Consider the following 19,352-nt stretch of genomic DNA (forward strand, 5'->3'; position numbering starts at 1 on the left):
CACGACGTGCACACACCCCGCAAGACACAACCCGCGAAACGGCGAACGAAGACGTCAACCACCCCACGACCACGCCGCACAGGTTAAAGATCAAGCTAGCTCAGACGGATCACATTCCAGGACAGCGGCTCCAGGACGGCACTCAGCGTGCCGTCCTGGAGAGTGGTCCCCTCGACGGGATGCGGGGTGACCCGCTCCTGGTCGTCGAGGGTGTTGGTGGCGTCCGGGTCGGCGTCGGCGAGCGCGCTGTGCTCCACGACCGTCGTCAACCCCAGCCGGTTCAGCGCGACCTCGAGCGGCAACGGCTCGGTCTGGCTGCGGTTGACGGCGAAGACGGTGACCGAGCCGTCCTCGGCGCCCACGGCGGTGGCGTGCAGCAGGTTCGCCACGCCGTACTTCTTCGTCTCGTACGTCGGCGAGTCCACGCGTACGTCGAGGACCCGGCCGCGCCCGTACTTCGAGGCCTGCGCGAACGGGAAGAACGTCGTCTGCCGCCAGGCCGGGCCGCCCGGCTCCGTCATGATCGGCGCGATGACGTTGACCAGCTGGGCGAGGCAGGCGACGGTGACCCGGTCCGCGTGCCGCAGCAGCGCGATGAGCAGGGAGCCGAAGACGACCGCGTCCGTGACGGAGTAGACGTCCTCCAGGATGCGCGGGGCCTCCTGCCAGTCCTCGACCGGGTGCGGGTTGGGCCGGCTCTGGTACCAGACATTCCACTCGTCGAAGGAGAGGTTGATCTTCTTCTTGGACTTCAGGCGGGCGCCCACGTGGTCGCAGGTCGCCACCACGTTCTCGATGAAGGACTCCGTGTCGACGGCGGAGGCGAGGAAGGAGTCCCGGTCGCCGTCGGTCTCCTCGTAGTAGGCGTGCAGGGAGATGTGGTCGACGAGATCGTACGTCTCCTGGAGTACGGTCGCCTCCCACTCGGCGAAGGTCGGCATCCCCTGCCCGGAGGAACCGCACGCGACGAGTTCGAGGTCCGGCTCGATCTGCCGCATCGCACGGGCGGTCTCGGCGGCGAGCCGGCCGTACTCCTCGGCGGTCTTGTGACCGGTCTGCCAGGGGCCGTCCATCTCGTTGCCGAGGCACCACAGCTTGATCCCGAACGGGTCCTTGTCGCCATGCGCCACCCGTAGGTCCGAACGGGTGGTCCCCGAGGGGTGGTTGGCGTACTCCTGGAGTTCCAGGGCCTCGGCCACACCGCGCGTGCCCAGATTGATGGCCATCATCGGCTCGGCCTGCGGGCCGGCCTTCTTCAGGAAGGCGATGTACTCGGAGAGCCCGAAGCGGTTGGTCTCCGTGGAGCGCCAGGCGAGGTCGAGGCGGCGGGGGCGGTCCTCGGCCGGGCCCACCGAGTCCTCCCAGTTGTAGCCGGAGACGAAGTTGCCGCCGGGGTAGCGGATCGTGGTGACGCCGAGTTCGCGGACCAGTTCCAGCACGTCCGTGCGGAGGCCCGCCTCGTCGGCCGAGGGGTGGCCGGGCTCGAAGATGCCGGTGTAGACACAGCGGCCGAGGTGTTCGACGAAGGATCCGAACAGACGGGGGTTGACTTCGCCGACCGTGAAGGCGGGGTCGAGGGTGAAGCGGGCGGTGCGCATGTTTTCCTTTCGGGGTTCAGTTCCGTCTGCGGGTCGTGGGGGCCGGTCGCGCCCACGCGGCGAAGCTGCCTGTCGATACAGCCCCGCGCCCCTGACGCAGGCTTGGCCAGGCGTTTCCGTTCCAGGTCAGGGTGTTGAGCCCCAGCTTGGGCGTGCCCGAGTCCGCGGCCTCGTAGCAGTGGTACGCCAAGACGTCTCGCCCCTTGTCCTTGAAGACCGATTCGCCGCCCGGTCCTACGAAGCGGCCGTGTCCGGTCCTACGAAGCGGCCGTGTCCGGCGAGGAGGAGGTCGCCGCCGCCCTCCAGCATCGGCTTGCCCGTGCTGTCCGCGTATGGGCCGGTCACCGACGTCGGCCTGCCCACCCTGATCCTGTACGTGGAGTTCACGCCCGCACAGCACGCGTCGAACGAGGCGAAGAGGTAGCAGGAGCGGCCGTGCCTGACGATGTACGGGCCCTCCACCGCGTACGGCCCCCGGGTCCGTGCGTTGGACGCGAGCGCGCCCGCACCGGTGCCGAGCGCGGCGAAGCCCAGACTGCCCGCGACCTCAACCCACCTACTCCGGCCAGGAGTTGCCTTCGATTCAGGCCAGGTCGTCCCATTCCCCGCCCTTACTGTTCGAGATCTCGAAGAATGATCGCAACTTCGAACGGGACCGTAGACAGGAAGCGCTTACTCGTCAATGGTTTGCGCAAAAATCGGAAGTCCCCGCCCAGCGGTCAACCGACAGCCGGGCGGGGACTTCTGAGGAACTGCCAACCCGCGAACGAGGCTTTCCTAGCCTGCGAACGCCGGCTGCGGCACACCCTTCCCGGCGCCGGGGACGACGAGCACCGAGCCGGAGAGCGGGTGGGGTGCGTCCAGTCCCGTGCGGGCCGTGGTGATGTACAGATCGGTCAGGCCGGCGCCGCCGAACGCGCAGGCGGTGGGTCGGCGGACGGGGAGCTCGATGACGCGGTCGAGGGCTCCGTCCGGGGTGTAGCGGCGGACCGCGCCGCCGTCCCACAGGGCCACCCATACGCAGCCGTCGGCGTCGACGGTGAGCCCGTCGGGGAAACCGTCGTCGACGGTCGCCAACGGTCGTCTGTTGGCGGGCAGTTGATCCCCGTCCACGTCGAAGACGTCGATCCGTCGGGTCGGGGAGTCGATGTAGTACATCAGCCGGCCGTCCGGGCTCCAGCCCGTGCCGTTGCTGACGGCGACATCGTCGAGGATCGTCCGGACCGTGCCGTCGGGGGCGATCCGGGACAGCGTGCCGCCGCGCGGCGCCTCGTCGTAGCGCATGGTGCCGCACCACAGTGAACCGTCGGAGGCGACCGCCGCGTCGTTCGCGCGGCGGCCGGGGACGGGCTCGCGGTGCAGCCACCGGAAGGGCTCACCGGACCCCTGCGCACCGTAAAGCCCCACTCCGTCACGGAGGTTGACGACCAGGCCGCCGCCCGCGCGGGGCTTGGCGGCGCCCACGTGCTGTTCGGTGGCCATCGCCGTGCGGTGTCCGGAGACCGGGTCGTACGTGTGCACCCGGGAGCCGAGGATGTCGACCCAGATGAGCCGCCGTGCGTGCGGGTCCCAGGTCGGGCCCTCGCCGAGGGCCGCGTACCCGCGTACGGCGACCTCGACGGCCGTCATCCGACGCTCCGGTGACCGAGCCGCTCGGACAGCTCGGCAGCGCCCTTCACGGCGAGCTGCTCCAGTTCGGCGCGGCGCTCGTCGCTCCAGCGGATCATCGGTACGGAGATGGAGAGCGCGGCGACGACCTGTCCCGTACGGTCGCGCACCGGGGCGGCGACGCAGCTGACGTCCGGGTTGGACTCGCGGCTCTCCACGGCGATCCCGCGGCGGCGGATCTCGGCCAGGGCCTCGCGCAGGGCGGCCGGCTCGGTGATGCTGTTGGGCGTCATCGCGACCAGCTCGGCGTTGTCGGGGATGCGGGACGTCAGTTCCGGCTCGGGGAGCGAGGCGAGCAGCATCTTGCCGACGGAGGTGCAGTGCGCGGGCAGGCGACGGCCCGCCGCCGACACCATGCGCACGGCGTGCGTGGAGTCGACCTTCGCGATGTAGATGACGTCGGTGCCTTCGAGGATGGCCACGTGTACGGTCTCGTCGCAGGTCTCGGCCACGGAGCGGGCGACCTGCTGGCCCTCGGCGGCGAGGTCCAGCTGCTCGGCGTACCGGCTGCCGAGCTGGTACGGACGTACGCCGAGCCGGTAGCGTCCCGGCTGTCCTGGCACCTGGACGATGTACGACCGGGCGGCGAGCGTGGTGACCAGTTCGTGCACCGTTGTGCGCGGCAGCTGCAGCTTGCGCACGATGTCGGGGGCGGAGAGTGTCCCGTCCCCGTCCAGGAAGAGCTCGAGTATGTCGAGAGCCCGGGTCACGGCAGGTACGAGGCGTCCCACAACCGGCCCCCTCCTTGTGTTCGAAATTTCAACAGACGATCGGCATGACGAACACAGGTTACTCACGCCTGTCTTGGGCGGGCAATGGTCGCGGATGGGGACGCCTTTCATCGAGGGGACTGGTCGACACGGCGAGCCGGCGGGCGGGCGGGAAACCGACGGGCGGGGAGCGCCGGGTGCCTGGTGGCCCGGGGCTCCGCCCGGAAAGCCGCCGGCCGGAGGTCAGCGCCGGGCTCGCGGGTCCCCCAGCTCACCCCGCAGGCGCTGTGCGCGCAGCACGAGCTCCAGCTCGAACCGCCGGTCGGGGTCGTCGACCTCGTCACCCCACAGCTCCCGTATCTGCCGGAGGCGGTAGCGGACGGTCTGGGGATGCACCCCCAGACGGGCCGCGACCTCGGGGGCTCCACCCCGCGTCTCCAGCCACGCCAGCAACGTCTCCGCGAGCCGCCGCCCGTGCGTGGGCCCGCAGTGGGCCAACGGCGCCAGACAGCGCAACGCGAGATCGTCGATCAGCTCCTCGGGCTGGAGCAGGACCAGGGCCTCGGTGTGCTCCGTACAGTGCAGCACCTCACCGGCAGGAAGCAGCCCCCGCTCCATGAGCCGTACCGCCGCCTCGGCCCAGCGCAGCGACTTCGCCGCGTCGGCGAGCGGCACCGGCGGCCCGATCGCCCCGGCCCACCCGGTCAGCGCCCGGTGCAGCAGCTCAGGGCGCCCGGCCGCGTCCGGCTCGGGCACGACCATGCGGGGCTGCTCGTACTCCATGTCGAGCAGGACGCTCTGCCCGACGGCGGGCGCGACGGCTTCCCGGGCCGGCCGCAGCAGCACCCCGACGGCGACCCGGTCGGGCAGCGGCCAGCCGATCCGGGCGGCGCGTTCGACGAGCGCCTCGGCGGGGTCGCCCCGGTGGTGCTCGGAGAGCAGTAACTCCATCAGGCGCCGCTGGAGGCGCAGCCGCTCCCCCGCCTGCCGGGCCGCGGCTTCGGCATAACCGCGTACGGACTGATCCACCAGGCCGTCCAGATACTCGTATCCGGCGTCGACAAGCTCGTACATCGCCGGTGGCGGGATGTCGACCCGCTGCCCGATCTCGGCGAACCGCCGCCAGGCGAGCCGTACCCCGAGCCGGTAGATCGCCTGGAGCGAGTCGAGGCTGCGGCCGTGCAACCCCTCGCCCCGGCCGAACTCCTGGAACACCTCGGGGTGGACGCGCGGGCGGCCCTCCGCGGTCTCCAGATGCTGCACGAAGACCTCGATCGCGCGGCGGATGCCGACCAGGGCCATCGGCTCCCCGGAGTCGTCGAGGACGACCGGCAGATGCGGGTACTCGCGGCGGATCTCGCGCAGGATCTCCTCGGCGAGCGCGGGCGCCTCGGCCATGGCGATCGCCGCGAACTGCCGCACCTGGACGCGGGGAACGTCGTGCCAGGCCGAGCGCAATGTGACGGTTCCCGGACGGACGGTCACGGTCAACGCTCCTGGCCGGCATTCTCATAGGTGATCAGCGGCGTGTTCGGCTGGTCCGGCGTCGCGTCGAGCAGCGCGACGACACCGAGCGCGGCGCCGACGGCGAGTGCGGCGGCGGCCGCGGCCGTCAGTGCGGCGGCGAGCAGTCTGGACATCGCAGGGTCAGCCTCTCTGTCGGAGGTCGTCCCCACCCCGGCATTCCGCGCGGCCGTGGTCATGCGGCTGCGCGGCCCCTGCCCGTTCCCGTTCACCGGTCGTGTCCTGTGGCTGTCCACCGGTCCCGGCCCATGACGGTTCACCGGTCCCGTCCGGCAAGACCACAGTCTCGACAATGCATTGACACCCCGTCAAGGGTGCGCCTACGGTTCCCGGCCCATACCGCACGTGCACTTTCCCTCCTGGTGTCGACGCATCCGTATCACCTCGTACCACCCGATATCACCCGTGCGTCGAGCCTTCTCACGCCCCTGGAGTGCCCGGATGCGTCGCAAAGTCTCACCCGTCTCCCTGATCCTTCTCGGCCTCGGCACCTTTCTGCTCGTCCTGGCCCCGATGCTCGCGTGGTACGTGGAACCGCGGGCCGCCGTGAACCCGATCGACATCGACACGACCGCCGTCTACACCGGCACGGGCAGCGTCTTCGACGTCGACAAGGTCGAGACCGTGTCCGACCAGAAGATCACCGTCACCCAGACGGTGCGCGGCGACGTCGCCGACAGCGAGCGCAGCGGAAAGGCCGTCTGGGACGTGACGACCACGGTCGACACGGACAAGTCGCTGCCGGCCGCCGACCCGCACGACGCCCTGGAGTTCGTACCGGGCCGCTGGGTCACCAACCGGAAGACCAACACTCCGGCGCACTGTTGCCAGGAGAAGCCGTACTTCGAGGGCGAGGCCTACCTCAAGTTCCCCTTCGACGTGCAAAAACGCGCGTACCGCTGGTGGGACAACTCGCTCGGCGCGACGGTCACCCTGCACTACCGGGGCACCAAGAAGATCCGTGGGTACGAGGGCTACCGGTTCACCGGGTCCGTCCCCGCCACCAGGACCGGGACCCGTCTGGTGCCGGGCGCGATCGTCGGGGAACCGAAGCGCAGCCAGGTGCTCGCCGAGGAGTGGTACGCCAACCACCTGATCGAGCTCGTCGTCGACCAGCGCACGGGCCGGGTGATCTACGCACAGGTCGGCCCGCGCAGGACGCTGCGCGCCCCGGGCGGCAAGCAGGACGCGACGGTGCTCCTGGACAGCCAGAAGCTGGCCTTCACAGCCGCGACCCAGAAGGACCAGGTGGGCCAGGCGAAGACCGAGAGCGGGCAACTGCGCATGGTGGGACAGACTTTGCCGATTGGTGCCGGTGTGCTCGGTTTCGTCCTGGCCGCGGTGGGGGTCGTTTTGGTGGTGCGCGGGCGACCGGATCCCGATACGTCCGAGTCGTCCCAGCCTCCGCTCACGATGTGATGTGCCGTCAGCTCCACAAAGCCCGGAAATTGTCACCTCGGTGAGTAGCCGCATCGAACCACTGGGCGAAAACTGTCCAACCCCACCCGAACACAGCCCACCCACATCCCCGTCACGGCGAATGCCCAAAAACCCCACAGCTGGGCAGATTCTCAGCCCCATCCCGTCGAAAGACCAGAGAAGCGCCGTCCCACCACAAGAGACCAGAGAGACGCCACCCACCGAACGATTCAGAGATCCGCACCGCGCCCCACCCCCCACGCTGAGTTCCGCACCCTGAGACGAGTTGGAGCACCCATGCCCCAGCACGTGCCTTCCTCGCTGCGCGCCGCGCTCCCCCGCCCCGCGCAGTACCCCCCGGCGCTCCCCCCACAGCCGCGCCGTATCGTTTTTCTCGCCCGCCGTGATCTCGGCAACCCGGCGGCGGGCGGCTCCGAACTCCTCGTCGACCGGCTGGCCGACGGGCTGACCGAGCTCGGCCACCAGGTCACCCTGCTGTGCGGCGGCCCCGCGGCCTACCGCGACTACCGGGTCGTCTCGGCGGGCGGCGACCTGGGCCACTTTCTGCGCGCCCGGCCCGCGCTGCACCGCCAGGTCGGTGACTGCGACCTCCTTGTCGAGGTGTGCAACGGCCTGCCGTACCTGGCGCCGCTGTGGCACCACGGCCCCACCCTCTGTCTGGTCAACCACGTCCACACGGACCTGTGGAAGATGCGGTTCGGCGGACCGCTGGCACCCGCCGCCCGGCTCGGCCGAAGACTCGAACACTGGGCGCTGGCCGGCGCGCAGCGCCGCAATCTGCTGGTCGCCGTCTCTCCGTCGACGGCACACGCCCTGCGCGCGATCGGGGTCGAGCGGGACCGCATCCGGGTCGTGCACAACGGGGTCGAGGAGCCGGGGCCGCGGGCCTCGCGCTCGCCGGAGCCGCTGTTCGTGGCGATGGGGCGGCTCGTCGAGTACAAACGGATCGATCTCCTGCTGCGGCTGTGGGAACGGGTCCGCCCGGTCACCGGCGGCCGGCTGGTGATCGTGGGAGACGGCCCCGAGCGCGAGCGCCTGGAGCAACTCGCGGGCCCCGGCGTCGAGTTCACCGGCCATGTCTCCGAAGCCGAGAAGCACCGTCTGCTGTGTGCCGCCTGGCTGCTGCTGCACCCGTCCGCCGTCGAGGGCTGGGGTCTGGTCGTCACCGAGGCGGCCGCGCGCGAGACGCCGACGATCGCCTTCGACGTACCCGGACTGCGCGACTCCGTCATGGACGGCGAGACGGGTCTCCTTGCCCGCGGCGAGTCCTCCTTCGCGGCCGCCTGGTGCACGCTCGCCCTGTCCACCCACCGCCGCACCCTCATGGGCAAGGCCGCCCGCGACCGCGCGGCCCGGTACCGCTGGAACCACACGGTCCGCCAGTTCAGAGCGGTGGCCGCGGAGGCGGTGAGGGGCTGGACGCCATGAGGGCCGCAGGTGAGGGTGCGGGTACCGGACTCAAGGACCCCTCCATACGCCGCTCTCTCGCCCTCTTCCGTGCCTTCCTGCGCGAGCAGGACGACCCCGAGTCCTGCTACTCGCTGCTCGCCCGGGACGCCGCCGACCAGGTCGAGGCGTACGGCGGCGCCGTCGAGGGCCGTACCGTCGTGGACGTCGGCGGCGGCAGCGGCTACTTCACCCAGGAGTTCCGGCGGCGCGGGGCCAACGCGTACCTCTTCGAGCCGGACGTAGGGGAGTTGGGGCCGAAGCCACCCGACTCTGCGGTCGTCGCGGACGGGTATCTGCTGCCGCTGGCGGACGGGGTGGCCGACGTCTGCTTCTCCTCCAACGTCCTGGAGCACGTGGCCGATCCGCAGACCTTCCTGAGCGAAATGGTGCGCGTGACCCGCCCGAACGGGCTGATCTACGTCTCGTTCACCAACTGGCTGTCCCCGTGGGGCGGTCACGAGTGGGCGCCCTGGCACTACTTCGGCGCCGAGCGGGCGCGGGCCCGCTACCGGCGCCGTACCGGAAAGGCCGCCAAGCACACCCTCGGCGAGAACCTCTTCGCCGTGCACATCGGCACCACCCTGCGGCAGGTGCGCGCCCGCGACGACGTCACGGTCGTCGCGGCGCGCTCCCGCTACTGGCCATTCCTCGCCTCCGCTGTCACCAAGACACCGGTGCTGCGCGAGTTCGCCACCTGGAACCTCCTCCTCATCCTCCGGCGGTGTCCACCATGACGAGCACGGTCCAGGCTCCTCCTCCAGCAGCCGTCCGCCCCGCCGCGACCACCTCAGGACCCCCCGAGGGGCCGCGCTCGCGGCGGTGGCTGCTGGGTTTCTGGGCCGTGGTGTTCGTGCTGTTCCTGGCCGTGCACCCCGGGCGGACGACCTTCGACACCAAGCTCGGTGTCGCGCTCGACCCCTGGCAGTTCCTCTCCGACCTGGGCCAGTTGTGGCACGACCGGGGCGGCTTCGGCGGCATCCAGGACCAGTACGTCGGCTACGTCTGGCCGATGCTGCCGTTCTACGGCCTGTGCAAGCTGATCCATCTGCCGGTGTGGCTGGCGGAGCGGCTGTGGCTGTCGATCGTCGTCTCCGTCGCCTTCTGGGGCGCACTGCGACTGGCCGAGCGGCTGCGGATCGGAAGCGGCTCCGCAAGACTGCTCGCCGCCGTCGCGTACGCGCTGTGGCCGGTCTTCACCGTCGTCGTCGGCTCCACCTCGGCCGCCGCGCTGCCCGGCGCCTTCCTCCCCTGGGTCCTGCTCCCGCTCACCAACGAGCGCTACAGCGCCCGGATCGCGGCCCTGCGCTCGGCGCTGATCGTCCCCTTCATGGGCGGTGTGAACGCGGCCGCGACTCTGGCATCCCTGCTGCCGGTCGGGCTGTATCTGCTCTCCCGCCCGCGCGGGCCCCGGCAGCGCAAGCTGATCGCCTGGTGGGTGCCGGGCGTGATCCTGGCGACGGCCTGGTGGTGGATCGCGCTGCTGATGCTCGGCATCTACGGCGAGAACTTCCTTCCTTACGTGGAGACTTCACAGACCACGACCGCCACGATGTCGGCCACCGAGTCGCTGCGCGGCGCCGGGAACTGGGTGGCGTATCTGCACTTCGGCGAGGCCTGGCTGCCGGCCGGCTGGACCGTCGCGTCCTCGGTGATCGTGATCGTCTGCTCGGCGCTCGCGGCCGGGCTCGGTCTCGCGGGCCTGGCGAGACGGGACATGCCCGAGCGCCGCTGGCTCGTGCTGACCGTGCTGTCGGCCGCGCTCATCACCCTTGCCGGGTACGGCGGTTCGCTCGGCGCGCCCTTCCACGGTGTGGTCCAGGACTGGCTGAACGGCGGGCTGGTCCCCTTCCGCAACATCTACAAGTTCCAGACGGGGCTCGCGCTCGCCCTCGTCCTCGGTCTCGCGCATCTGGTCGGTGTCGCCTCCGAGACGCGCGGCGCCCGTCCCGTACGCGGCCGCCGTTTCGCCCCCCTCGTGGCGGCCGTGCTGATACTGCCGGGGCTCGCCTGGCCGTATCTCACCGGGTCGATCCTGCAGCCGGGTTCCTTCCAGGAACTCCCCAAGTACTGGCAGACCACGGCCGACTGGCTGGAGAAGTACTCCCCCGACTCCCGCGCCCTCGTCGTCCCCGCCACCGCGCACGGCATCTACACCTGGGGCTCCCCCATCGACGAGCCCCTCGACGTGCTCGCCGGCTCCCGCTGGGCGGAACGGGATTACGTCCCGTTCGGCACCGCGGGCAACCGGCGCGCCATGGACGCGGTCGAGCAGTCGCTGATGACGGGTGGCGAGGTCCCGGGCCTGGCCGACTACTTGAGCCGGGCCGGCCTCTATTACGTCGTCATACGCAACGACCTGGACCCGGATCAACTCGGCTACGTCCCGACGGCGACCGTGAAGCGGACCCTGGAGCAGTCCGGGTACCAGCGGGTCACCGGCTTCGGGCCGGTCATGACCGGCGGGCGGATCGCGAACGACACCCCCTTGCAGGTCGAGGGCCTGTATCCGCGCCAGCGCGCCGTCGAGATCTACGAGCCGACCGACAAGGACGTGCCCAGGCCCGGACAGGCCGGGCTGAAGCCGATCGCGGACACGGCCGTCGTGTCCGGCGGCCCCGAGTCGCTCCTCCCGCTGGCCGCCGACCCGTCGATGCGGGGCCGCGCCGCCGTGCTGACCGGCGACAACCATCCGGGCCTTGGCACCTCCGAGGTGCAGGTGGTGGGCGACGGGCTGCGGCGCGCGGACACCCGGTTCGGCCTGGTCAACTCCAACACCTCGTACACGTACACGCGCGACCAGCGCAACGACAGCGACAGCGTGCAGGACCCCGGCAAGAAGCCGCACCAGATCCTGCCGACGAAGGGCATCCGGCACCAGACGGTGGCGGTGCTGCGCGGCGCCCGCTCGGTGACCGCGTCGTCGACCGGCAACTGGCTCTTCCACCTTCCGCAGTACGACCCCGTGAACGCCTTCGACGGCAACCCCGACACGGCGTGGGCCGAGGGCGCGGCGGGTTCGGCGGACGGTCAGTGGCTGCGGATCCGCTTCGAGGGGTCCGTGGACGTCCCGTCGTCGTTCAAGGTGACTCCGCTGCCGCAGGACGGAGTGCGGTCGGCGGCGACCCGGGTGCGGGTGGAGACGGAGAAGGGCTCCGTCACCAGCTACCTCCAGCCCAACGGCATGGCCCAGTCGATCAAGGGCCGCCCCGGGCCGACGAGTTGGCTGAAGATCACGATTGTCGACTCCACCGAGCAGCACGCCGGTCTCACCGGTGCGGGCTTCTCCGAGATCGACCTCCCGGACGTCCAGGTGACACGCCTGCTGCGGCTCCCGACGGACGCCTCCGGCTCGGACGCCTCCTCCGAGATCGTCTCCCTGCACCGCACCACCGACCCCACCGGGCTCTCCCCGACGGGCACCGAGGCGGGCCTGCACCGCAGCTTCTCGACCTCGACGGCGGGGACGTACGAGATGAGGGCGAGCGCCGTCCCGGTCCCGGGCGAGGACCTGGACAAGCTTCTCTACGCGGTCGCGCCCGAGCAGCAGAGCAGGATCGTCGCGACGGCGGACTCGACGGCGAAGCTGGGCGCCGGCCTGTCCGCGCGCAACCTCACGGACGGCGACCTGACGACGGCGTGGATCGCGGGCGACAACCCGACGATCCATCTGAGCTGGCCCGGCAAACAGCCGGTCTCGTCCATCGTGCTGGCCCCGGCGGGCGGCCTGTCGACCCGCCCGACGAAGGTGAACATCAGCTCCCCGGACGGGGCGGCGATCGTCGGGGTCGACGAGAACGGCTGGGCCCGTTTCGACCCCATCACCACCGACCACCTCGACATCACCGTCACCGAGACCGCGCCCCTGACCGTCCACAACCCGGTCGCGGACGACGACTTGCAGCTCCCGGTCGGACTGACGGAGGCCTACATCCCGGGCCTCGACCAGTACCGCACCCCGCAGCCGTCCGGCACCCGGAAGTTCTCGCTCCCCTGCGGGAGGGGTCCGGTCGTCGCGGTCGACGGGAAGCTGTACGAGACGAGCGCGACGGGGACGGTGCGGGACCTGTTGGAGCGCCGGGCCATTGATGTGACGCTCTGCCAGGAAGGGCGCACGGACACGGCCCTGGAGCTCACCGACGGCTCGCACCGCGTCGAGGCGGGCGACGCCGGCCCGCTGGCCCTCACGGACGTGACGCTGACGCGCGGGACCGTCGCGGAGGCGGCCGGCGCCGGGCGCGATCTGAAGATACGTGACTGGCTGGGCGACCGTCGCGAGGTGACGGTCGGCTCGGGCGCGGCCTCGTACCTGACGACGTACGAGAACTACAACGACGGCTGGAAGGCCACGCTGGGCGGCAAGGAACTCACGCCGGTACGGCTCGACGGCTGGCAGCAGGGCTGGCGGATCCCGTCCGGCGCCGGCGGCACGGTCAAGCTGTCGTACGAGCCGTCGACGACCTACGAGGCCGGGCTGATCGGCGGCGGGGTCGCCGTGGCCGCCCTCGCGGGCCTCGTCCTGTGGCGCCGCCGCTCGCCCAACCCCGACGAGCCGCAGCCGGTGCCGCCGCTGCCCGGGCTGTGGCCGGGCCTGGTCGCGCTCACCCTGGTCGGCATCGTGATCGCGGGTTTGTTCGCCCTGCTGGTCCCGGCGCTGGCCCTGCTCGCCCGACGGCGGCACGCCCTGCTCGTACCGATCGCGTTCCTCGCGCTCGCCGGGGCGGGGATCGCCGCCGCGACGGGGGCGGGGTCGCCGGTGTCGGCGGACGAGGGAGCGTTCGGGCCCGCGGCCCAACTGCTCGCACTGATCGGCCTGTTCGCCGGTTTGGTGAGCGTGCGGGAGCCGGACGCCTCAGGGGCGGCGGTCTCGCGGTGGGAGGCGCCACCGGGTTCGTCGGAGGCGCCTACGGCACCGTTGCCGCGGCGGGTGCGGGGGGAGAGTGGGGGGCCGGGGGTCCTGCCCGGAGCGCTGCCCGGAGGCTTCGAGGAGAAGCCCGGCGCGGGGGCCGAGTCGGCCGGAAAGAAGCCCGGCGCGCCCGAGACCGAAACCGAGGCCGAGTCCGGGGCCCGGGTCGCCGCCGGCCCGACCGTCTCCGCCCGCGGCCCTGGATCGGCTCAGCCCGAGCCCGAGCCCCCGACCGCGCGCATCACGTTCCGCAAGCCGAGGTTCAGGGCGACACCGCCCGAGGAACCCGGCACCCAGGAGGACGCGGGGAGGGGCGAGACCACATGACAGCGGTGGAGCACCCGGCACGGGACGGCACGGACGGGCCGATCCAGCCCCCCGTCCGCATCCCGTTCCCGGTGGTGGACGAGGTCGCCCGGCACTGCCTCCAGGAGGAGGAACCGGAGACGGTCCACATCGAGGTCCACCTGCCGGGCCGGCTCGACCCGGACCGACTGAGGACGGCGTTCACGGAGGCGCTCCGCCGCCACCCCCGCATCCTGATGCGCGAGGCCCCGGGCCCTTGGTACCGCCGCCGCTACGAGTGGGAGCTGACGCCGGGGCCGGACGTGGAGGTGGTGTCCTTCCCACCCCCGAGCCGGGACGCACTCAGGGACGCGCGGACCAGAGCACTCCTCGAAGCCCCACCCCTGTCGGCCTCCCCTCCCATACGCCTGGAGGTGGTCGAGGCCACGGGCCGAGCCGTGGGCAGCGAGGCGGCAGACGCCGTGGGCAACCCAGCTGCGGCCCATCGTGCGGCCAGGGGCGGCGGTCCACCCGCAGCGGCACCAGGTGCGCCGGACGCCGCCAAAGCCGACATGGCTGCGGGCCATCGTGCCGCTGGGGCGGCACCCGTCCCAAGGAGAGCGGCACCTCGAACCGCCGAGCAGCGCACCCACCCCCCGGCCGGCCACCCCGCAACCAAGGGCACAGTCCTCTTCCTCACCATCAACCACACGGCCCTGGACGGCCCCGCCTGCCTCCGCATCCTGGCCACGACGGCCGAGCTGTACGCAGGCAAGGACAACACCCCCGCCGCGCCCCCGATGCGTTCCCCCGACGCGACGGACACCCCCCGGGTGGACACCCCCTCCACCTGGACCCCACCCGCCAGGGTCGCCCCCGGCACCCCCGAACCCTCCCCCGGCAACGGCTTGCTCGTCACCGAGCTGAACGTCCCGCGCCGCCCCAAGGGCTCCCCCTACACGGTGAACGACCAGCTCATGGCGACCACGGCCCTGATGCTCGCCCACTGGAACAGGGAACACGGCGCCCGCCCCCGCCCCCTGCGCATCACGATGCCGGTCGACGACCGCCCCCGCGGCGCGGACATGCCGATCGGCAACGGAACGCGGCTCGTGGAAGTCACCTTCGCCCCCGAGGAGGTGGACGCGCACAGGATGAGCGAGCTGCTGCGCCGCACGGCGAACCGCACCCGCGCGCTGAAGTCCCTCGACCGCCCCCAACTCGGCCACGGCGCAGCTCTGTTGACCGCTCCCGTGGTCCCCGTGGCGTGGCGCGCCGCCGTCACCAGAGGCCTGCGCAGAGCGGCCGGCCCCTGGACCTCGACCACGCTGCTGAGCAACATCGGCCGCATCCCGTACCCCCTGGACTTCGGCGAGGCAGCGGGCCGCGCCCACGCGGTCTGGTTCTCGGCACCCGCCCGCATGCCCCGCGGCCTGACCGTCACGACCGCGTCCACCGCGGGCCGCCTGCACCTCGCCCTGCGCTGGTCCCGGACCCTGCTCAGCCACGGCGACGGCGCCCACCTCCGCGACCTCTTCGAGCACTATCTGCACGCGACGGAGGGGGACACCCCATGACCACAACAGCGCCCGCGCGGCACGGACTTCGCGAGTTCTACGAGGACCCCGCCGTCCCCGTCGCCTCCGGCACCCCGCGCAGCCTGCGCCAGGCCCGCATGCTGGCCGCCGCGCTCGGCCCGGCCACGGCGGGCGCGAAGACCGTCCTGGACATCGGCTGCGGCGACGGCACCGCGGCCGCGACCGCCGCCCCCCTCCTCGCCGGCCACCGCCTGATCGGCGTCGACTGGTCGCAGGACGCCCTCAGACGCGCCCACGCCCACATGCCGTACGCGATTCGCGGCGAACTCACCGACGGCGGGCTGCCATTCAGGGCGGAATCGGCCGACGCGGTGCTCTTCAGCGAGGTCGTCGAACATCTCGTGGACCCGGACGGCGCGCTCGACGAGATCCGCCGAGTCCTGCGCCCCGGCGGCCACTTGATGCTCTCCACCCCGAACCTGGCCGCCTGGTACAACCGCGCCCTGCTGCTCGCCGGCGTCCAGCCCGTCTTCTCGGAGGTGAGCCTGCGCGCCATCCACGGCCGCCCGGGGAGCGAGGTCGTGGGCCATCTGCGGCTCTACACGGCCCGTGCGCTGCGGGAGTTCGTGACCGCGTCGGGTTTTGAGGTCGTACGCCTGGCGGGTGCGCCCTTCCACGGTGTACCGCGCCCGCTGCGCCCCCTGGACCGGCTGGCCTGCGCCGCGCCGTCCCTGTCCTCCATCCTGCTCCTGCACGCGCGAAGGACGTAGCCCATGTGGTGGGGAGTGGCCGCGGCCCTGCTGGCGAACGTCCTGTACAGCAGCGGATTCGTCCTGGAGAAACGCGCGTTGGCGGCCCTGCCCGAGGTGGACATCCGCCGCCCCGCCAAGCTGCTGCGGCTGGTCCTCGGCAGCCCTCTGTGGATCGGCGGTTCGCTGGCCCTCGCCGCGGGATTCGGCGCCCAGCTCGCCGTCTACCGCACCCTTCCGATCGCCGCGGCCCAGGGCATCTTCGTCTCCGGGCTCGTGCTGCTCGTGCTGCTCTCCTCCCGGCTGCTCGGCGAGGAGACGACCGGCCGCGAGCGGTACGCGCTCGGCGCGATCCTCGTCGCCCTGCTGATGGTCGTGCTGTCCCTGCGCGAGGGCACGGACACGGTGAGCCGCAGCGCCCCGGTGCCGCTGATCCTCACCGTCTGCCTGCCGTCGCTCTCGCTGGGCGTGTGGCTGTACGGAGCCGCCGAGCGCCGCTCCAGGCACCGGCACCGCATGCCGACCACGGGTGTCGAGTACGGCGTGGCGGTGGGGCTGTTGTACGGCGTGAGCTCGCTCGCCATCAAGGGCGTGTCGAGCTACATGACGACAAGCGACCTGGGCGGAGCGGTGGCCGGCCTCCTGCGCTCCCCGTACCCCTATCTCCTTCTCTTCACCGGCGCGTTCGGCCTGGTCATGTCGCAGGCGGCGCTGCAGCGCTGCCGGGCCTCGCTGATCGTGCCCGTCTGTACGACGGTGACCTGCCTGTTCACGGCGGTGCTCGGCACCCTCGCGTTCGGCGAGGCGCTGCCGCACGAACCGGTGCGGCTCGCCCTGCGCCTCGCGGGCACCGCGCTCGCGGTGTCGGTCCTGCTCGCCATGCCCAAGCACGATCAAGCACCCCAACCCCCCATCGGTGCCAAGGAGTTGACACCCCCATGAACCCCGACGACCCGCTGCTGAAGATCCTTGCCTGCCCGCTCGACAAGGGCCCGCTGCATCTGCTCGTCCCGGATGAGGCGCTGACCTCAGAGGAAGCCCTCTACAACCCGCGCCTGCACCGCCGTTACCCGATCGTCGACGGCATCCCCCAGCTGCTGCCGTCCTCCGGGGAGCAGGTCACGGAGGACGAGCACGAGGAGCTCCTCAAACGGATGGCCCTATGACAGACCCCAGGACCGGGCGTGCGAAGAAGACCCTGGCCGCCCGTCTCGCCCCCTTCCTCCCCACCCGGCTGGTCGCCGCCACCGCCCGGCTCGTCTACCCGCGCTTCGAACCCGAGCTGGCCCGGCTCGCCGAGCTCTGCCCGCCCGGCTGCGGCACGGCGGTGGACGTGGGCGGCTGGTACGGCCCCTGGACCCGCCGCCTCGCCGGCCGAGCCCGCCGCGTGGTGACCGTAGAACCGGTCCCCCACCTGGCCAGACTCCTCTCCGCCGCCACCCCCGGGAACGTCCGCGTCATCAGCGCGGCCGCCTCCGACCACCGGGGCACGGCCCACCTGTGGCTGCCGCCGGACGACGCGGGGGACCGAGGCGTGTCCTCGCTCGTCCGCAGGGACATCCACGCCCGCGCGCTGAAGGTCCCCTGTCTGACCCTCGACAGCCTGGACCTGCGCGATGTCGGCTTCATCAAGATCGACGTGGACGGCAACGAGCTGGCGGTGCTGCGCGGCGCGCGGGCCCTGCTCACCCGCGACCGCCCGGCCCTCTTCATCGAACTGGAGTCCCGTATCCAGCCGATCACCCCGGTCGTCGAGCACCTCTCCGAGCAGGGCTACGCCGGCTGGGTGCTCCCCGGCGCCACCTGGTTGCCCCTGGCCTCCTTCCCCCTGGAGGACCACCAGGCGCAGACGTCATACGTCGTCTCCCAGGGCCTGCTGCGTCGGGTGCTGCCGCCGCACGGCCCCCGTTACGTCAACTCGGTCCTGTTCCTGCCCGACGGGCGCCGCCCGGGCGAGGCGCCGGTACGCGACCATGGACCCCATGCCGGCCAAACGCCCCACCACCCCCTTCACCCCTCTCGACTTCCAGCTGGTCCTGCTGCGCCGCATGGCCGACCACAACCCTGACCTCGTCGAGGACGCCCGCCACGAGCTGGGCGCCTCCATCGCCGACATGCGCGAGGCCAACCGCCGCTGGCAGGCGATGCTGCACGCCCCGCGCTCGCGCACGGCCGCCTCCCGCTACCACTCGATCCTCGGCACCCCGGAGTCGGTCACTCCCCGCCGGATCGGCGACCTCGCCTGCGAGGCGCTCCTGTGGCCGGTGCCCCTCTGGCCCGGCCTCCGCTTCGAGGTCCTCGTCGCGCCCAACGGGGTGGCCTGGAACGAGTGGCTGGTACGGGCCCCCGGCGCCCCCGGTCCGGTCCTGGAAACCCTGGACGATCTCACCCCCTGGTCCTGCACGGTCGACGAGGCCGCCCGCGCCTTCGCCCCCGCCCGCCCCCTGGAGGGCACGGCCCCGACGCGCTGGGGTCTGGCCTTCACTGCCCCGGACGCGTCGGGCGTACGACGGGAATGCGCGGCGGAGTTCACCTGGGGGCTGCTGCAACGGGTGGGCGTCAAAGGGCAGCGGCCTTGAGGATCGCCTCCACGACGACGGGCAGCGACTCCGGGTGCAGCCAGAGGAAAAGATTCGGCTCGACCAGCTCCAGTTCCATCACCCGCGGCTCGCCGTCGTCGCCGTCGACGAGGTCGACGCGCGCGTAGAGCAGGACGTCGGAACCGTCCGGCACGGCGGCCAACGCCCGCTCGGCGACAGCCAGTTCGGCGGGCGTCGGCTCCCAGGCCGCCAGCCGCGGATGGGGAACCTTGTCCCCGTCGAACGGCGTCCCCGGTTCCAGCACGGCACCCTTCCGGCTGGCGTGCAACAGCCGCCCGCCGAAGAACTGCAAGGCCCGCTCACCATGGGCGTCGATGTTCTTCACGTACGGCTGCACCATCGCGGTCAGCCCTTCGGCGTGCATCCGCGCGAGCTGCCGTACGGCCGTCTCCCGCTCACCCGGCGTGTACCGGGCGGCGTACCGTGCCCCCGCACCGGCGGTGGGTTTCACGACGAACTCCTGGTCCTCGGGCAGCTCGACGGGGTCTCCCGGCGCGAGATACCGGGTCGGCACGACGGGGACCCCCGCGGCCGCCAGATCCCCGACATACCGCTTGTCGGTGTTCCACCGCACGACCCCCGCCGGATTCGCGAGCCGGGTGAGCCCCCCGCACCGCTCGGCCCACGCCACGAACTCCGCCACCCGCCAGCTGTAGTCCCAGGTCGACCGGATCACGGCGAGGTCGAACCCCGCCCAGTCGACCTCGGGGTCGTCCCAGTACGCGACGACGGCTTCGGCTCCGGCGTCCTCCAGGGCCGCCCTCAGCACGGGCAGATCCCGGTCCAGCCCGGGCTCCTCGCCCGGGTTGTAGCTGACGAGCGCGACACGGGCCACGGCGGCCTCCATCCTCGGAGCACATCTCGGGGCGATCCCGCCGCAGGGTAACC

17 protein-coding genes are annotated in these 19,352 nt (G+C 71.8%); 10 read left to right on the forward strand and 7 right to left on the reverse strand.

What is annotated here, in order from left to right:
- Window positions 1-95 precede the first annotated feature (95 nt).
- From arfA to ACZ4RZ_RS11015, 6 genes are all read right to left on the reverse strand, one after another.
- Window positions 96-1,598, reverse strand: coding sequence for an arabinosylfuranosidase ArfA (gene arfA, locus ACZ4RZ_RS10990; protein WP_467743688.1), 1,503 nt, complete (start codon window positions 1,596-1,598; stop codon window positions 96-98).
- 234 nt (window positions 1,599-1,832) lie between these two features.
- Window positions 1,833-2,060, reverse strand: a complete 228-nt coding sequence (locus ACZ4RZ_RS10995) for a family 43 glycosylhydrolase (protein WP_467743689.1) — start codon at window positions 2,058-2,060, stop codon at window positions 1,833-1,835.
- Window positions 2,061-2,375: 315 nt separating this feature from the next.
- Window positions 2,376-3,227, reverse strand: coding sequence for an SMP-30/gluconolactonase/LRE family protein (locus tag ACZ4RZ_RS11000; RefSeq protein WP_467743690.1), 852 nt, complete (start codon window positions 3,225-3,227; stop codon window positions 2,376-2,378).
- Entirely contained in the window at window positions 3,224-3,997 is a 774-nt protein-coding gene (locus ACZ4RZ_RS11005) for an IclR family transcriptional regulator (protein ID WP_189185281.1), read from the reverse strand. Before ACZ4RZ_RS11005 ends, ACZ4RZ_RS11000 begins: the two co-directional genes overlap by 4 nt.
- A gap of 222 nt (window positions 3,998-4,219) precedes the next feature.
- Window positions 4,220-5,461 (reverse strand): PucR family transcriptional regulator, encoded by a 1,242-nt coding sequence (locus ACZ4RZ_RS11010; RefSeq protein WP_467743691.1) that lies wholly within the window; start codon window positions 5,459-5,461, stop codon window positions 4,220-4,222.
- A 2-nt stretch (window positions 5,462-5,463) separates the two neighbouring features.
- Window positions 5,464-5,616 carry a hypothetical protein gene (locus ACZ4RZ_RS11015; RefSeq protein ID WP_467743692.1) on the reverse strand — a complete coding sequence of 51 codons (153 nt, stop codon included), beginning with the start codon at window positions 5,614-5,616 and terminating at the stop codon, window positions 5,464-5,466.
- A gap of 325 nt (window positions 5,617-5,941) precedes the next feature.
- Between ACZ4RZ_RS11015 and pgfA the strand changes: the two genes are divergently transcribed.
- The 10 genes from pgfA (at window position 5,942) to ACZ4RZ_RS11065 (ending at window position 18,443) form a co-directional block, all read left to right on the forward strand.
- The gene (pgfA, locus tag ACZ4RZ_RS11020; RefSeq protein ID WP_467743693.1) at window positions 5,942-6,919 is read left to right on the forward strand and encodes a cell envelope lipid trafficking protein PgfA; all 978 of its coding nucleotides are present in this window, start codon (window positions 5,942-5,944) and stop codon (window positions 6,917-6,919) included.
- Between the two features lie 297 nt (window positions 6,920-7,216).
- Entirely contained in the window at window positions 7,217-8,368 is a 1,152-nt protein-coding gene (locus tag ACZ4RZ_RS11025) for a glycosyltransferase family 4 protein (RefSeq protein WP_467743694.1), read from the forward strand.
- The gene (locus ACZ4RZ_RS11030) at window positions 8,365-9,123 is read left to right on the forward strand and encodes a class I SAM-dependent methyltransferase (RefSeq protein ID WP_467743695.1); all 759 of its coding nucleotides are present in this window, start codon (window positions 8,365-8,367) and stop codon (window positions 9,121-9,123) included. Before ACZ4RZ_RS11025 ends, ACZ4RZ_RS11030 begins: the two co-directional genes overlap by 4 nt.
- A complete protein-coding gene (locus tag ACZ4RZ_RS11035; RefSeq protein WP_467744300.1) occupies window positions 9,120-13,619 on the forward strand; it encodes an alpha-(1->3)-arabinofuranosyltransferase in 4,500 nt (1,499 codons plus the stop codon). Before ACZ4RZ_RS11030 ends, ACZ4RZ_RS11035 begins: the two co-directional genes overlap by 4 nt.
- Complete coding sequence (locus tag ACZ4RZ_RS11040; protein ID WP_467743696.1) at window positions 13,616-15,154, forward strand: condensation protein; 1,539 nt, start codon at window positions 13,616-13,618, stop codon at window positions 15,152-15,154. The genes ACZ4RZ_RS11035 and ACZ4RZ_RS11040 overlap by 4 nt, the downstream gene beginning before the upstream one ends.
- Window positions 15,151-15,885, forward strand: coding sequence for a class I SAM-dependent methyltransferase (locus tag ACZ4RZ_RS11045; protein ID WP_467743697.1), 735 nt, complete (start codon window positions 15,151-15,153; stop codon window positions 15,883-15,885). The genes ACZ4RZ_RS11040 and ACZ4RZ_RS11045 overlap by 4 nt, the downstream gene beginning before the upstream one ends.
- Window positions 15,886-15,900: 15 nt before the next feature.
- Window positions 15,901-16,806: a hypothetical protein gene (locus tag ACZ4RZ_RS11050; RefSeq protein ID WP_467744302.1), complete on the forward strand. Its 906-nt coding sequence runs from the start codon at window positions 15,901-15,903 to the stop codon at window positions 16,804-16,806.
- Window positions 16,803-17,030, forward strand: a complete 228-nt coding sequence (locus ACZ4RZ_RS11055) for a Trm112 family protein (protein WP_467743698.1) — start codon at window positions 16,803-16,805, stop codon at window positions 17,028-17,030. The genes ACZ4RZ_RS11050 and ACZ4RZ_RS11055 overlap by 4 nt, the downstream gene beginning before the upstream one ends.
- Window positions 17,027-17,932: an FkbM family methyltransferase gene (locus ACZ4RZ_RS11060; RefSeq protein WP_467743699.1), complete on the forward strand. Its 906-nt coding sequence runs from the start codon at window positions 17,027-17,029 to the stop codon at window positions 17,930-17,932. Before ACZ4RZ_RS11055 ends, ACZ4RZ_RS11060 begins: the two co-directional genes overlap by 4 nt.
- On the forward strand, window positions 17,838-18,443 hold the full coding sequence (locus ACZ4RZ_RS11065; protein ID WP_467743700.1) for a hypothetical protein: 606 nt from the start codon (window positions 17,838-17,840) through the stop codon (window positions 18,441-18,443). The genes ACZ4RZ_RS11060 and ACZ4RZ_RS11065 overlap by 95 nt, the downstream gene beginning before the upstream one ends.
- Here ACZ4RZ_RS11065 and ACZ4RZ_RS11070 read toward each other — a convergent pair.
- Complete coding sequence (locus ACZ4RZ_RS11070; RefSeq protein WP_467743701.1) at window positions 18,424-19,299, reverse strand: ATP-grasp domain-containing protein; 876 nt, start codon at window positions 19,297-19,299, stop codon at window positions 18,424-18,426. The genes ACZ4RZ_RS11065 and ACZ4RZ_RS11070 overlap by 20 nt on opposite strands.
- Window positions 19,300-19,352 lie beyond the last annotated feature (53 nt).

Source organism: Streptomyces sp. NPDC027189 (assembly GCF_055566975.1).

Coding starts and splice junctions, on each gene's coding strand:
- arfA (WP_467743688.1), bottom strand. CDS start 1,598: ATGCGCACCGCCCGCTTCACCCTCGACCCCGCCTTCACGGTCGGCGAA.
- ACZ4RZ_RS11000 (WP_467743690.1), bottom strand. CDS start 3,227: ATGACGGCCGTCGAGGTCGCCGTACGCGGGTACGCGGCCCTCGGCGAG.
- ACZ4RZ_RS11015 (WP_467743692.1), bottom strand. CDS start 5,616: ATGTCCAGACTGCTCGCCGCCGCACTGACGGCCGCGGCCGCCGCCGCA.
- pgfA (WP_467743693.1), top strand. CDS start 5,942: ATGCGTCGCAAAGTCTCACCCGTCTCCCTGATCCTTCTCGGCCTCGGC.
- ACZ4RZ_RS11025 (WP_467743694.1), top strand. CDS start 7,217: ATGCCCCAGCACGTGCCTTCCTCGCTGCGCGCCGCGCTCCCCCGCCCC.
- ACZ4RZ_RS11030 (WP_467743695.1), top strand. CDS start 8,365: ATGAGGGCCGCAGGTGAGGGTGCGGGTACCGGACTCAAGGACCCCTCC.
- ACZ4RZ_RS11035 (WP_467744300.1), top strand. CDS start 9,120: ATGACGAGCACGGTCCAGGCTCCTCCTCCAGCAGCCGTCCGCCCCGCC.
- ACZ4RZ_RS11040 (WP_467743696.1), top strand. CDS start 13,616: ATGACAGCGGTGGAGCACCCGGCACGGGACGGCACGGACGGGCCGATC.
- ACZ4RZ_RS11045 (WP_467743697.1), top strand. CDS start 15,151: ATGACCACAACAGCGCCCGCGCGGCACGGACTTCGCGAGTTCTACGAG.
- ACZ4RZ_RS11055 (WP_467743698.1), top strand. CDS start 16,803: ATGAACCCCGACGACCCGCTGCTGAAGATCCTTGCCTGCCCGCTCGAC.
- ACZ4RZ_RS11060 (WP_467743699.1), top strand. CDS start 17,027: ATGACAGACCCCAGGACCGGGCGTGCGAAGAAGACCCTGGCCGCCCGT.
- ACZ4RZ_RS11065 (WP_467743700.1), top strand. CDS start 17,838: ATGGACCCCATGCCGGCCAAACGCCCCACCACCCCCTTCACCCCTCTC.